Genomic DNA, 12,305 nt, shown 5'->3' with positions numbered 1-12,305 from the left:
ATAATCTGCAATTGTGCGCACCTCGGCTGTTTGTTTTGAAATGCCTGTTTCACTGCCAGATTCAAATGTCCTCTTGATCCTCTCTCGATCCATTCTCTGATATTCTAGTTCGGTAGGTAGTTACATCCATGAGGAGAGAGAAGGCAACGCTCGCCGCAGACAAGCGACCGAACGGAGTGAGCGAACGGTCGAGGAAGCGTAAAAGATGCGGGGTTAAGAAGGGCACTTACGCGCCGTGGGTGGGCGATGGCGCATTGGCTTTTTGTTCGCCAGCGCCACGCGGCGGGAAAAAACCCCGCTATGTAATACGGGGGTTAATTCAACGGAACAATGCGGATCCGTCCGCAATTGCTCGTTTTCTGGTCAGGTATTCAGGGCGATAGGGAGGTTAGATTTAGCTGTGTGTAAGAGGCGGGTCATTCATCGTTGTTGCTTAATTCAATTGTGATGCACTTCACATTACGCGTTTTTTCTTCTCCATCTGGATATTGCTGACGATGTCTTTTACGGCGTCATCCATGTAGTGATCAATTAGATGGTTTGTTATATCTGTTGCTTTTATAACCTCTCCAGTTTTGCTTCCTATCTCTATGATTCTTCTTTTTATTTCTAGTTTTCTCTCCTCATTGATTCTTACAGTTGTATCGCCTCTTTTAACTGGTTTTTTCATATCTATCTCCTTTGTTGGGTCATTAAAGCATGCCATATCCTCACATCCAGTATCCGCGCATGTGTATTTACAATCGAAAAATAAAATGATTCCATGTGTGCATGATGTAAATACATTGGGTCGTTAAGCATGGTTATCGAAGGAAAGGATCACAACATCGTTACCCCGCTGGAAAGGTACACCAGTAGTGCGGTAGCCCTGTCTGAGTCGGATCGTGGTGATGATCGTCCCGTCAATATCGACTGGCTGGCGTTTGTCATGCATTCCTCGGCGGTGAAGGATTTTGTGACCTTTCCTGAGCAGGCCGAATGGCGCAAATTCGGTATTCTCCCGTCCTACCGTGGTCATGTTCTGGCGCGTGATACTTTTTTACTGACGTTATAGATCCGAAAACTCGTATGTGGTGCCCTCTGAGTAACCGTGACATTGAAGATTCATTCGATGAGTTTGTAGATGGTTACACATTCCCTAATGAAGATTTTGGCGGGGATTTTCGTCAGGCTCGCAAGGCTCTTGATGTCCAACTTCAAAACTATAACCGTATGGTACTTGATGCCCGGATTGAAATGATTAGGCGCTGGCTGGCTGCTGAGTTCGGTTTACATCTCGGTGTATTTCGTGGATATGGCCTTTATAATTATAAGGATCATGCGCCGTTATATGCCTATAACGACACTAATCGCCAGGAATTAGGATGTCTTTATGTTGGTGGCAATGAAGGGACTGTATTTATACAGATTAACGGGAAGGGGTGTCAGCATGTATTTTCTGGTACATCACCTGAACACCTTCATAAATGGTTTACTCATATTGGTGTGGTGAAGCTGGCTCGTCTTGATTTATGTGTGGATGATTTCGATGGTGTATTCACGGTAGAACATGCTTACAGTGACTTTAAAAATGATGCGTTCTATCGTGGAAGGGGTCGCCGTATAGACAGTAAAAAAGGCTATAAATACACAATAGGTGATGAAGAATCACTAAAGATAGGTAGTCGTAAATCATTGCTTTACTGGCGAATTTATAATAAGGCTCTGGAACTTGGTCTTGATTTAATCTGGAATCGTTCTGAGGCTGAATTAAAAGATGTTTCTGTTGATATTCTGCTTGATATTCGGGGGTATTTTACGGGGCTTTGTGATTATGCAGCCCAGCTTAATCCGGCTGAACCCCGCAAAATAAATCCGTTCCGTCCGTCGCTGTCTGACACACGTAAGGCTCTGAGTTCCTTTGATTCAGAGGTGAAATGGCTTCGTACTCAGTGTTCAAAAAGCTCGCTGCCGTTCTGCATGTTCTGGGCGGCAACGTGGACGTATTTATCAAAACCGTAATAAGAGGTGAGCATATTGACGATGACAGTATAAGAATGCCGATAAATGAAAGTTATGAATATATAGTCCGTGACCAGTTTTTAAAAAGCAGCCCGATACCGTTCTGATAAAGGCTTAGTGTAAGTGGCTTACTTATTGTTCTGGTCAGTCTGAATTTTATGTAATTAAATTAAAGGTGATTGATATGTCTGATTTTTCTGATGCTATTATTTGTATTGGTGCTGATGTTATTCCCTGGACTGACAAAAAAACGGGTGAATCTCGTTTAATGTGTCGTGTGAATACGCTTACAGATTATGAAAGCAATGACCGTTCCACAGGTTATGGCTTTATTGCTGAAGAGGTTCCGGAGGATGATTGCGGCAAACTGACACTTTATCTTCAAAGTGAATATAAGCTGGCACGCTCTAAGGGCTATGATTTTATTTATATCATCCCCCGATTTAAACGTTCTGCCCGTGGTCGTGGTGATGGTAAAAGTGTTCTTGGCGGTTTTGAACTTGCTGGCTATGGTAATTTCAGCCGTGTTCCGCTTGATGCCAAACCCTCTGCTATTGAAAAGCAGTCTGTTAAATCCTGATTTGTTCGGCCCTTCGGGGCCTCTTCTGACGTGGGGTAATTGTGATGATTAAGTCATATCCCGGTATTTCTGACCCGCTGGATTATGCGCGCTTCTGCGATATTAATTCGTTTGATCCGGATTCGCCGTTTATCCGCAAATACTATAAAAATTCTGTCGCTGAACTGGCGAGGTGTCAGGAAAGGCGTGAAATGCGCTGTTCTGCTTGCCGTCCGACTCCCGTTGTCGCTATTGGCCTGACGTCTGCTATAGAGCTTGCTGTTAACCATCTGACGGGCAATACAGGTTATGCGCGTCCGGTTAAGCATCGTTGCGTTCTGTGCAACTGTGAGTTTGCAGGACAGCGTGTTTGTCCTGAATGCGGGAATCATGTTTTTTGCGTAGGGGCTGATTATGAATCTTGAAAATAAAGCGTCGCGTGAATTAATCGAATATGCATCTATTTTTTCGTAGATGATAAATCATAATGGCTTCTGGTGATTTTTATTTAATATTGTTGTATGGGCTGGCCCCGTTGATATTGTTTATTCTGTCGTTTATCGCGGGGCTTTTGTTGGGGGATTAATTAAATGGGGTATTTATATGACTTAATAGATCCGTTTCTTAAGGATAAAGAGCCTGTAGAGTATCTTTTTATTTTATGGTTTTTTTCTTTATTATCTGGTTTTGGCTCTGGTTTTCTTCTCGCTTTTATTAAGCGAACGTTTATTTCTTCTTCCCGTTAAAGAGGTATTTCATGAATATTACTACTGGTTTTAAATTAAAAGCTTTGGCTGCTGCTGTAATGGCTGGCACCTCTGGCTCTGCACTTGCAGCGAGTACGGCTCCGGATCCGTCAACTTTCATTACAACGGCTATGCTGGAAGCTATTTCTAATCCTATCCTTGTCACAATGGGGGCGGTTGTTACTGCGGCGTTCGGTATCCTGACGTTTAAACTCGTTGTCAGCGTTGGCATGGGTGTTATTAAGTCTTTCTTTGCTAAGGCTGCTTCATAAAATTAATATACTCACGCCCTCTTTACAGGGGGCGTTTTTATTGAGATTCACATTATGAAAATCCTTTTTCTTATCCTCTCTTTATTTTCCCTTTCTGGGCATGCTGCCGATACTGAAGTTAATCCTGATACACACCCTGTTATATATGAAGGAGGGATGGATTTAGCTGTCAAAAGGCCGGATGGGTTTTATAAGACTACTTTTTTCGGCAAAGAGTATATTTGTTTTAATTGTGTTATTGATGAAGAAACAAAGCGTGCAACGGGCATATGGCATCGTAATTTGCCATCTGATGATGCTGAAAGTTTCAACCCACAAACAAATTTTTGTTCTTCTTATAACATCCTCAAAGATGAGCAATTTGTTTTAGATAACGTTAAACGCAATGGGCAAACTTCTGATTATACATATTCAGCAAGTAACCATTGTTTTTATTCTATAAACGCTAAATCAATTGGCTCAACTGAGAAAAATAATTACTTCCCATTTATTCAAAAAGTAAAGCTTTCTAAAAACTTCCAGCCTTATATTAAAGGGGTTGTGCGTGATGCTGTTACACCTGTATCTTTTGATGCTTTTAATTCAACTATTCCTTTAGCGCCATACCCTGATGTTAATGGAGATAATTTCCAGCGTTCTTTGCCTGATTATCTTTCTAATTATTCCTCTTATAGCAGAAACGATTTACTTAGCCTGTTTCACTACGTGGAAATTAAAAAACAATGTCACCCTTTGAGCTTTCGAACCCAGAGATCGGAAAGTTTTATATCTGCTCTGTTCCCGGTGCAGCTCCTGGTGATGTCCTCAAAAATTATGATAAGTACTTAAATTCATGTCGTTTAAATCCTTTATTTGCACTTAAATCTGTAGACCCTGCTGTTTACGGATACAGCACACAAATTGTTCTTAAATCTGAGGTGGAACCTGAAGAACCTGATGGCGGTGATTCCGACAACGGTGGCGATTCTGGCGACGGCGGTGGCTCTGGCGGTGGCTCTGGCGGTGGTTCCGGTGGCGGTTCTGGCGGTGGTTCCGGTGGTGGTTCCGGTGGTGGCTCTGGCGGTGGTTCCGGTGGCGGTTCTGGCGGTGGTTCCGGTGGTGGTTCCGGTGGTGGTTCCGGCGGCGGTTCTGGCGGCGGCAACGGCGGCGGCGACGGCTCCGGAGGCGGCGGCGGTGGCGACGGCTCAGGTGGTGGGAATGGTTCTGGCGGTAACGGCTCCGGTGGCGGGAATACTGATGGCGACGGCGACTTACTTGCCGAGGTTAAAGCCTTTCATCGTTCCTTTAAAGACAGCCTGGTTTTTAATGATAAAACACCTGAATTTGATGATTCAAATCTTGATTTTTCAGACCTCACTAATACAACAAATGGGTATCTCGATAATATAGAGGAAAGTTTTAATTCTTCCGTTCCTTCTTTTAAATCATCATTAGATGCGTTAAAAAATCAAATCCCTGATATGTCATTAAATATAGATGATATTAATAATACCCTTGTTGGCATAACGGGGGTATGTCGCCCATTATCATTTGATATTACTCTCGGCCTTGTTGATAACAAAACACTAAAAAAAACGATTGTACTTAATGATTTTTGTATATGGTATGACAAAAATTTAAGAGGCTTTATTACATGGATTTTTAAAATCATGACAGCGGTTGCTGTATATTTCATTGTCGTTCGTGGATTACAGAGGGTTAAATAATGTGGTATGTTGCGCTTGTTAACGTTCTTTCATTTTTATTTCGTACTTCCTTAGCCTGGGTGATTTCACAATTTACACGGCTTATTTCAGTTGGTGCGGGATTGTTTTTTTATTCTTTATTCAATCTTACATCTGGTCATATTTTATTCTTAACCGTATTTGTCAGTGTTGTTGGTGTGGCTGTTAAATCTCTTCTGGATATGGCTAACGGATATCTTTATGATTTGCTGAATACGGGTTCTTTCTCTGGTGATATCTGGCTTTGTTTTATGAGTCTTTTACCTGTTAACCTGACTCAATATATAAGTATAATTGTTTCTGCTCAGGCTGCTGTTTTAGGTGTTCATTTTCTTGTGATTTATTCAAGGGAACTGTTAAGAATTACCACTTCTCCATTCTCTTTACCGTTCTTTAAAAAATAGGTGTTATATGGCTATTTATGTCACGCAGGGGGAATTAGGAGCAGGAAAGGGCATATTTGGCGCTTATATTATGTCATTATATTATAATGACGGTGATAGTGAGGTTAAATGTGCGGCTAACTATCCTTTTTATACTGAACATCTTGGCTCTCGTTCGTCTAAATCAATCACCGTTTTACCTTGTAATGTTCGTTCATCAGACCTTAATGCATTGGGTATGGGTTCACCTGACGCCTATAAAGATAAATTTGGTGTTCTTATTTTGGATGAATGTGCAAGTTTTCTTAATTCCCGCGATTATCGGGACTCTGACAGAAAGAAAATTCTTGAATGGTTGATTCATGCCCGTAAACATCATTGGGATGTTTATTTGCTGGTACAACACCCTGATATGCTTGATTCTCAGGTCAGGGAAGCACTGATAGAGAATCTTGTTATTCTTAATCGTCTTGATCATATCCGCATACCGTTTATTTCTTCTTTTATGGAAATGACCAGACCGAAAGATTATGGCATTAATAAATCTAAAAAATCAATTCTGCCTCATCTTGTACAGGCCCGTTTTTACTATAAAAAGAAGGGGCAACATGATAAACCTTTTAACTCTCTGACATTTCGCGCTAAACATTTTTATCCATGCTATGACACGGATTATAAATTTACTGACGGAGGTGAGCTTGTTGGCAATGATTTTATTGATATGCGTTCGTCTTATTCTCTTATTCCTGGGGTGATTATGTCAGGCAATATAACTCCGGTTAAACAAACTGAGGTTATTTCTGATTCGAAACCATCGGAAAAGCCAGTTAAGGAGAAAGGGTGTTTTTCACTGATTATAAAGTTTTCTGTTTTACTTGTTTTAGGTTATCTTTGTTATCTGATTTGGTCGTCTTATTTTGGCTCTGATAATAAAAGTTCTCATTCTTCTGAATCTCTGTCGTCATCTTCCACGGCTGTTCCCGCTGCGGGTGTTGTTCCTGCCACACCGGCTTTACCCGTTCTTTCGTCAAAGTGGCGGTTGTCCGGTTATCTGGTCTCTTCTGATACTGAACGTTATTTCATACTGACAGATAATGCGGGCAATATTCGTTATCATGAATCTGACCAGCAATATAAGGGGCGTTTTACGCAACTTGTTATAGGTAATGAGCTTGTTACGTTTTATTCCGGTTCTTCCGGTTCTTCCGGTAATTCAGTTAATCAGCCTGATATGGCTGAACAACTTAATTCCGGTGTCAGCAATGCTACTTCATCTATTTTCCAGCAGGGTAAATAATATGCGACTTCTTCCTTTTTCTTTATTTTGTTTGTGCTGTCAGGTATCCGCAGCGGGTACTGATTTTGAAGTTAATACAATGAAATTCCCTGAGGCTGTTTCCGTTTTATGGAATCAGATTTTGAAACGTCCCTTTATGCTGTCGCCAGAACTGACGCAGGATGCGAGGATGTTAACTTTGCATATTCATCCTGATAATGATGAACGGGAGTTTATTCTTCGTTATCTGGAAAACATGAATGTTAAAGTGGTTCAGAAAAAGGGTATTGATTATCTCTACACCTATAAACCTGTTATTTCTCCACCACGTTTTTACACCTATACCTATACGCCGCGCTATCGTGATGTGCCTTATCTGGCCCAGGCGCTGGGGACGTCATTCACCCAGAGCGTGGCTAATGCAGGTGCTGACGGGGTACAGATTTCCAGCGCTGAACAACCATTCATGAGTACATCCGGCGATACGTTTGTTTATCGTGGTACTAAGCGAAATATAGAGCAGATAGAAAAACTTCTGGATGAAATAGACGTCAGAGCTGAGCAGGTGCTTGTATCGGCGTTTGTATTTGAAGTACAGACCAATGAAAAAAACGGTTCCGGCCTTGTGCTGGCGTCTAAATTACTCAATGACCGCTTCAGTATCGGAATAGGGTCAAAACAGGGTTACGGTAATTTTATTCAGTTTAATGGCCCGTCATTTGATGCGTTATATGAGTTGTTCCGTACAGATAACCGGTTTTCGCTGGTCAGTTCGCCACGGCTGCGGGTGGTGTCAGGTCAGGAGTCATCATTTTCTGTTGGTGCCAGTGTGCCCACGGTCGGATCTCTGACGTATGAGAACGGTACGCCTGTACAGTCAATTGTCTACCGTAATACGGGTGTTGATTTCAAAGTCAGGCCATTAATAACGCGCGATCTGGTATCGATGAAAATAGACCAGCAATTAAGCGACTATGCCGAAACGACTACGGGCGTTAATAACTCGCCGACGTTCACGACAAGGCAGATTGTCACCAATGTAAATATGAAGGACGGGGATATTATCGTTTTATCGGGTCTTGCTGAGAATAAAGATGGCGAGCAAAACACAGGGCTTTCGTTCTTACCTAAATCATGGTCTACGAAATCAGACCAGAAACAAAGTACTGATTTATTAATCGTCATCCAGGCTAAAAAGGTTTAAGGGGAGGGCATGGATTACAATGATATTTTTGTCTGGCCTGATGGTTCATGGCTTTATCGTGGTGATTACAGCGATGAGTGTGATCGATGGCGCGGTGATGATTATGAGGTGCTTTATGTTGGCACGCCGGATTACCATGATTTTCTCGATATCCGTGAAGAGTGATTTTTTTGCTGTTGTATTGTGCATATAATGAGTGCGGGAGTGAACGCTGAAGGCGGGCAGCTCCTGCACACAAAACAGCACGATGTGACAGGAAGGTGTATGCATAAACGGATCATGCGGTTTCTTTTGCCTGGCTGGTTTGGGACGGGCTTTTTGGTCGGTGTGTTTTTTCCGGTTTATTTGTGCATCTATAAAAAGCCGGTATTTGATGACCGATCCTCAGTATCATTGATTTGTTATCGCTTTTACCATAGCAGTCTCCAGTGCGTGGCGTTCGTCGCTGTTGGTCTGTGCGGTTACGTGAAAAAATGACGTAATACAGCGGCGTGGTTACGTGAAATTTCACGTAACGGAACATCAAAAAGTTTGTGCATCCGGAGTTTAAAATTCCGTGGCCGGTCGCGCTGCAGCTCAAAAGCCGGTGTGATATGATTTCTTTAATTTCATGCAGTTAGTAAAGTTGGATTGCAGTTTTTAGCATTCATAAATTCTGAACAAAAATGAGCGCCGGAACCTGATTTCATTCACGTTGGGGTGGATTTGTTGACCAGGATAACTGGCGCTCATTTTTCCCATATCAGGCATACATAAGCCGTGGTGCGCATAATGTGGATGCAGCTTATGTTGAATCGCCGCAGCCGTGCGACTGTGCTCGGCTAAGGCGCCCGCGGCGATTTAGCATAATCTGCAATTGTGCGCACCTCGGCTGTTTGTTTTGAAATGCCTGTTTCACTGCCAGATTCAAATGTCCTCTTGATCCTCTCTCGATCCATTCTCTGATATTCTAGTTCGGTAGGTAGTTACATCCATGAGGAGAGAGAAGGCAACGCTCGCCGCAGACAAGCGACCGAACGGAGTGAGCGAACGGTCGAGGAAGCGTAAAAGATGCGGGGTTAAGAAGGGCACTTACGCGCCGTGGGTGGGCGATGGCGCATTGGCTTTTTGTTCGCCAGCGCCACGCGGCGGGAAAAAACCCCGCTATGTAATACGGGGGTTAATTCAACGGAACAATGCGGATCCGTCCGCAATTGCTCGTTTTCTGGTCAGGTATTCAGGGCGATAGGGAGGTTAGATTTAGCTGTGTGTAAGAGGCGGGTCATTCATCGTTGTTGCTTAATTCAATTGTGATGCACTTCACATTACGCGTTTTTTCTTCTCCATCTGGATATTGCTGACGATGTCTTTTACGGCGTCATCCATGTAGTGATCAATTAGATGGTTTGTTATATCTGTTGCTTTTATAACCTCTCCAGTTTTGCTTCCTATCTCTATGATTCTTCTTTTTATTTCTAGTTTTCTCTCCTCATTGATTCTTACAGTTGTATCGCCTCTTTTAACTGGTTTTTTCATATCTATCTCCTTTGTTGGGTCATTAAAGCATGCCATATCCTCACATCCAGTATCCGCGCATGTGTATTTACAATCGAAAAATAAAATGATTCCATGTGTGCATGATGTAAATACATTGGGTCGTTAAGCATGGTTATCGAAGGAAAGGATCACAACATCGTTACCCCGCTGGAAAGGTACACCAGTAGTGCGGTAGCCCTGTCTGAGTCGGATCGTGGTGATGATCGTCCCGTCAATATCGACTGGCTGGCGTTTGTCATGCATTCCTCGGCGGTGAAGGATTTTGTGACCTTTCCTGAGCAGGCCGAATGGCGCAAATTCGGTATTCTCCCGTCCTACCGTGGTCATGTTCTGGCGCGTGATACTTTTTTACTGACGTTATAGATCCGAAAACTCGTATGTGGTGCCCTCTGAGTAACCGTGACATTGAAGATTCATTCGATGAGTTTGTAGATGGTTACACATTCCCTAATGAAGATTTTGGCGGGGATTTTCGTCAGGCTCGCAAGGCTCTTGATGTCCAACTTCAAAACTATAACCGTATGGTACTTGATGCCCGGATTGAAATGATTAGGCGCTGGCTGGCTGCTGAGTTCGGTTTACATCTCGGTGTATTTCGTGGATATGGCCTTTATAATTATAAGGATCATGCGCCGTTATATGCCTATAACGACACTAATCGCCAGGAATTAGGATGTCTTTATGTTGGTGGCAATGAAGGGACTGTATTTATACAGATTAACGGGAAGGGGTGTCAGCATGTATTTTCTGGTACATCACCTGAACACCTTCATAAATGGTTTACTCATATTGGTGTGGTGAAGCTGGCTCGTCTTGATTTATGTGTGGATGATTTCGATGGTGTATTCACGGTAGAACATGCTTACAGTGACTTTAAAAATGATGCGTTCTATCGTGGAAGGGGTCGCCGTATAGACAGTAAAAAAGGCTATAAATACACAATAGGTGATGAAGAATCACTAAAGATAGGTAGTCGTAAATCATTGCTTTACTGGCGAATTTATAATAAGGCTCTGGAACTTGGTCTTGATTTAATCTGGAATCGTTCTGAGGCTGAATTAAAAGATGTTTCTGTTGATATTCTGCTTGATATTCGGGGGTATTTTACGGGGCTTTGTGATTATGCAGCCCAGCTTAATCCGGCTGAACCCCGCAAAATAAATCCGTTCCGTCCGTCGCTGTCTGACACACGTAAGGCTCTGAGTTCCTTTGATTCAGAGGTGAAATGGCTTCGTACTCAGTGTTCAAAAAGCTCGCTGCCGTTCTGCATGTTCTGGGCGGCAACGTGGACGTATTTATCAAAACCGTAATAAGAGGTGAGCATATTGACGATGACAGTATAAGAATGCCGATAAATGAAAGTTATGAATATATAGTCCGTGACCAGTTTTTAAAAAGCAGCCCGATACCGTTCTGATAAAGGCTTAGTGTAAGTGGCTTACTTATTGTTCTGGTCAGTCTGAATTTTATGTAATTAAATTAAAGGTGATTGATATGTCTGATTTTTCTGATGCTATTATTTGTATTGGTGCTGATGTTATTCCCTGGACTGACAAAAAAACGGGTGAATCTCGTTTAATGTGTCGTGTGAATACGCTTACAGATTATGAAAGCAATGACCGTTCCACAGGTTATGGCTTTATTGCTGAAGAGGTTCCGGAGGATGATTGCGGCAAACTGACACTTTATCTTCAAAGTGAATATAAGCTGGCACGCTCTAAGGGCTATGATTTTATTTATATCATCCCCCGATTTAAACGTTCTGCCCGTGGTCGTGGTGATGGTAAAAGTGTTCTTGGCGGTTTTGAACTTGCTGGCTATGGTAATTTCAGCCGTGTTCCGCTTGATGCCAAACCCTCTGCTATTGAAAAGCAGTCTGTTAAATCCTGATTTGTTCGGCCCTTCGGGGCCTCTTCTGACGTGGGGTAATTGTGATGATTAAGTCATATCCCGGTATTTCTGACCCGCTGGATTATGCGCGCTTCTGCGATATTAATTCGTTTGATCCGGATTCGCCGTTTATCCGCAAATACTATAAAAATTCTGTCGCTGAACTGGCGAGGTGTCAGGAAAGGCGTGAAATGCGCTGTTCTGCTTGCCGTCCGACTCCCGTTGTCGCTATTGGCCTGACGTCTGCTATAGAGCTTGCTGTTAACCATCTGACGGGCAATACAGGTTATGCGCGTCCGGTTAAGCATCGTTGCGTTCTGTGCAACTGTGAGTTTGCAGGACAGCGTGTTTGTCCTGAATGCGGGAATCATGTTTTTTGCGTAGGGGCTGATTATGAATCTTGAAAATAAAGCGTCGCGTGAATTAATCGAATATGCATCTATTTTTTCGTAGATGATAAATCATAATGGCTTCTGGTGATTTTTATTTAATATTGTTGTATGGGCTGGCCCCGTTGATATTGTTTATTCTGTCGTTTATCGCGGGGCTTTTGTTGGGGGATTAATTAAATGGGGTATTTATATGACTTAATAGATCCGTTTCTTAAGGATAAAGAGCCTGTAGAGTATCTTTTTATTTTATGGTTTTTTTCTTTATTATCTGGTTTTGGCTCTGGTTTTCTTCTCGCTTTTATTAAGCGAACGTTTATTTCTT

Annotated in this window: 17 protein-coding genes; 15 read left to right on the top strand and 2 right to left on the bottom strand. The window is 42.5% G+C overall.

Annotated elements, in window-relative coordinates; genetic code table 11:
• Window positions 1-454: 454 nt before the first annotated feature.
• Window positions 455-670 (bottom strand): hypothetical protein, encoded by a 216-nt coding sequence (locus tag NMD08_RS13475; protein WP_370618276.1) that lies wholly within the window; start codon window positions 668-670, stop codon window positions 455-457.
• 129 nt (window positions 671-799) lie between these two features.
• Between NMD08_RS13475 and NMD08_RS13470 the strand changes: the two genes are divergently transcribed.
• The 11 genes from NMD08_RS13470 (at window position 800) to NMD08_RS13420 (ending at window position 8,330) form a co-directional block, all read left to right on the top strand.
• The gene (locus tag NMD08_RS13470) at window positions 800-1,054 is read left to right on the top strand and encodes a hypothetical protein (protein ID WP_370618274.1); all 255 of its coding nucleotides are present in this window, start codon (window positions 800-802) and stop codon (window positions 1,052-1,054) included.
• A 14-nt stretch (window positions 1,055-1,068) separates the two neighbouring features.
• The gene (locus tag NMD08_RS13465) at window positions 1,069-2,001 is read left to right on the top strand and encodes a replication initiation factor domain-containing protein (protein ID WP_370618272.1); all 933 of its coding nucleotides are present in this window, start codon (window positions 1,069-1,071) and stop codon (window positions 1,999-2,001) included.
• Between the two features lie 184 nt (window positions 2,002-2,185).
• The gene (locus tag NMD08_RS13460; RefSeq protein ID WP_370618243.1) at window positions 2,186-2,581 is read left to right on the top strand and encodes a hypothetical protein; all 396 of its coding nucleotides are present in this window, start codon (window positions 2,186-2,188) and stop codon (window positions 2,579-2,581) included.
• A gap of 44 nt (window positions 2,582-2,625) precedes the next feature.
• Window positions 2,626-2,985 (top strand): hypothetical protein, encoded by a 360-nt coding sequence (locus NMD08_RS13455; protein ID WP_370618270.1) that lies wholly within the window; start codon window positions 2,626-2,628, stop codon window positions 2,983-2,985.
• Between the two features lie 332 nt (window positions 2,986-3,317).
• Complete coding sequence (locus NMD08_RS13450) at window positions 3,318-3,578, top strand: hypothetical protein (RefSeq protein ID WP_370618268.1); 261 nt, start codon at window positions 3,318-3,320, stop codon at window positions 3,576-3,578.
• A gap of 54 nt (window positions 3,579-3,632) precedes the next feature.
• The gene (locus tag NMD08_RS13445; protein WP_370618282.1) at window positions 3,633-4,406 is read left to right on the top strand and encodes a hypothetical protein; all 774 of its coding nucleotides are present in this window, start codon (window positions 3,633-3,635) and stop codon (window positions 4,404-4,406) included.
• Complete coding sequence (locus NMD08_RS13440) at window positions 4,301-5,284, top strand: hypothetical protein (RefSeq protein ID WP_370618280.1); 984 nt, start codon at window positions 4,301-4,303, stop codon at window positions 5,282-5,284. The genes NMD08_RS13445 and NMD08_RS13440 overlap by 106 nt, the downstream gene beginning before the upstream one ends.
• Window positions 5,284-5,706, top strand: coding sequence for a hypothetical protein (locus NMD08_RS13435; protein WP_370618278.1), 423 nt, complete (start codon window positions 5,284-5,286; stop codon window positions 5,704-5,706). The genes NMD08_RS13440 and NMD08_RS13435 overlap by 1 nt, the downstream gene beginning before the upstream one ends.
• A 7-nt stretch (window positions 5,707-5,713) precedes the next feature.
• Window positions 5,714-6,982, top strand: coding sequence for a zonular occludens toxin domain-containing protein (locus NMD08_RS13430; protein ID WP_370618264.1), 1,269 nt, complete (start codon window positions 5,714-5,716; stop codon window positions 6,980-6,982).
• Complete coding sequence (locus NMD08_RS13425; RefSeq protein WP_370620210.1) at window positions 6,948-8,165, top strand: type II secretion system protein GspD; 1,218 nt, start codon at window positions 6,948-6,950, stop codon at window positions 8,163-8,165. The genes NMD08_RS13430 and NMD08_RS13425 overlap by 35 nt, the downstream gene beginning before the upstream one ends.
• Window positions 8,166-8,174: 9 nt before the next feature.
• Window positions 8,175-8,330, top strand: a complete 156-nt coding sequence (locus NMD08_RS13420) for a hypothetical protein (RefSeq protein ID WP_370618262.1) — start codon at window positions 8,175-8,177, stop codon at window positions 8,328-8,330.
• Between the two features lie 1,134 nt (window positions 8,331-9,464).
• Here the strand turns inward: NMD08_RS13420 and NMD08_RS13415 are convergent.
• On the bottom strand, window positions 9,465-9,680 hold the full coding sequence (locus NMD08_RS13415; RefSeq protein WP_370618276.1) for a hypothetical protein: 216 nt from the start codon (window positions 9,678-9,680) through the stop codon (window positions 9,465-9,467).
• 129 nt (window positions 9,681-9,809) lie between these two features.
• Between NMD08_RS13415 and NMD08_RS13410 the strand changes: the two genes are divergently transcribed.
• The 4 genes from NMD08_RS13410 (at window position 9,810) to NMD08_RS13395 (ending at window position 11,995) form a co-directional block, all read left to right on the top strand.
• Complete coding sequence (locus NMD08_RS13410; RefSeq protein WP_370618274.1) at window positions 9,810-10,064, top strand: hypothetical protein; 255 nt, start codon at window positions 9,810-9,812, stop codon at window positions 10,062-10,064.
• A 14-nt stretch (window positions 10,065-10,078) separates the two neighbouring features.
• Window positions 10,079-11,011 (top strand): replication initiation factor domain-containing protein, encoded by a 933-nt coding sequence (locus NMD08_RS13405; RefSeq protein ID WP_370618272.1) that lies wholly within the window; start codon window positions 10,079-10,081, stop codon window positions 11,009-11,011.
• A gap of 184 nt (window positions 11,012-11,195) precedes the next feature.
• A complete protein-coding gene (locus NMD08_RS13400) occupies window positions 11,196-11,591 on the top strand; it encodes a hypothetical protein (protein ID WP_370618243.1) in 396 nt (131 codons plus the stop codon).
• 44 nt (window positions 11,592-11,635) lie between these two features.
• A complete protein-coding gene (locus NMD08_RS13395) occupies window positions 11,636-11,995 on the top strand; it encodes a hypothetical protein (RefSeq protein ID WP_370618270.1) in 360 nt (119 codons plus the stop codon).
• Window positions 11,996-12,305: the final 310 nt, after the last annotated feature.

Origin of the sequence: Citrobacter meridianamericanus, from assembly GCF_041320245.1 — a bacterium.
In the GTDB taxonomy this organism is placed as follows: domain Bacteria; phylum Pseudomonadota; class Gammaproteobacteria; order Enterobacterales; family Enterobacteriaceae; genus Citrobacter; species Citrobacter meridianamericanus.
Note: the sequence above shows the minus strand (reverse complement) of the source record. Positions and strands in the feature narration are given on the sequence as shown.

What these genes read in the sequence shown, in the direction of transcription:
- NMD08_RS13400 (WP_370618243.1), top strand. Translation starts at nt 11,196, where the DNA reads ATGTCTGATTTTTCTGATGCTATTATTTGTATTGGTGCTGATGTTATT.
- NMD08_RS13470 (WP_370618274.1), top strand. Translation starts at nt 800, where the DNA reads ATGGTTATCGAAGGAAAGGATCACAACATCGTTACCCCGCTGGAAAGG.
- NMD08_RS13410 (WP_370618274.1), top strand. Translation starts at nt 9,810, where the DNA reads ATGGTTATCGAAGGAAAGGATCACAACATCGTTACCCCGCTGGAAAGG.
- NMD08_RS13445 (WP_370618282.1), top strand. Translation starts at nt 3,633, where the DNA reads ATGAAAATCCTTTTTCTTATCCTCTCTTTATTTTCCCTTTCTGGGCAT.
- NMD08_RS13405 (WP_370618272.1), top strand. Translation starts at nt 10,079, where the DNA reads ATGTGGTGCCCTCTGAGTAACCGTGACATTGAAGATTCATTCGATGAG.
- NMD08_RS13415 (WP_370618276.1), bottom strand. Translation starts at nt 9,680, where the DNA reads ATGAAAAAACCAGTTAAAAGAGGCGATACAACTGTAAGAATCAATGAG.
- NMD08_RS13395 (WP_370618270.1), top strand. Translation starts at nt 11,636, where the DNA reads ATGATTAAGTCATATCCCGGTATTTCTGACCCGCTGGATTATGCGCGC.
- NMD08_RS13455 (WP_370618270.1), top strand. Translation starts at nt 2,626, where the DNA reads ATGATTAAGTCATATCCCGGTATTTCTGACCCGCTGGATTATGCGCGC.
- NMD08_RS13475 (WP_370618276.1), bottom strand. Translation starts at nt 670, where the DNA reads ATGAAAAAACCAGTTAAAAGAGGCGATACAACTGTAAGAATCAATGAG.
- NMD08_RS13465 (WP_370618272.1), top strand. Translation starts at nt 1,069, where the DNA reads ATGTGGTGCCCTCTGAGTAACCGTGACATTGAAGATTCATTCGATGAG.
- NMD08_RS13420 (WP_370618262.1), top strand. Translation starts at nt 8,175, where the DNA reads ATGGATTACAATGATATTTTTGTCTGGCCTGATGGTTCATGGCTTTAT.
- NMD08_RS13460 (WP_370618243.1), top strand. Translation starts at nt 2,186, where the DNA reads ATGTCTGATTTTTCTGATGCTATTATTTGTATTGGTGCTGATGTTATT.
- NMD08_RS13425 (WP_370620210.1), top strand. Translation starts at nt 6,948, where the DNA reads ATGCTACTTCATCTATTTTCCAGCAGGGTAAATAATATGCGACTTCTT.
- NMD08_RS13430 (WP_370618264.1), top strand. Translation starts at nt 5,714, where the DNA reads ATGGCTATTTATGTCACGCAGGGGGAATTAGGAGCAGGAAAGGGCATA.
- NMD08_RS13450 (WP_370618268.1), top strand. Translation starts at nt 3,318, where the DNA reads ATGAATATTACTACTGGTTTTAAATTAAAAGCTTTGGCTGCTGCTGTA.
- NMD08_RS13435 (WP_370618278.1), top strand. Translation starts at nt 5,284, where the DNA reads ATGTGGTATGTTGCGCTTGTTAACGTTCTTTCATTTTTATTTCGTACT.
- NMD08_RS13440 (WP_370618280.1), top strand. Translation starts at nt 4,301, where the DNA reads ATGTCACCCTTTGAGCTTTCGAACCCAGAGATCGGAAAGTTTTATATC.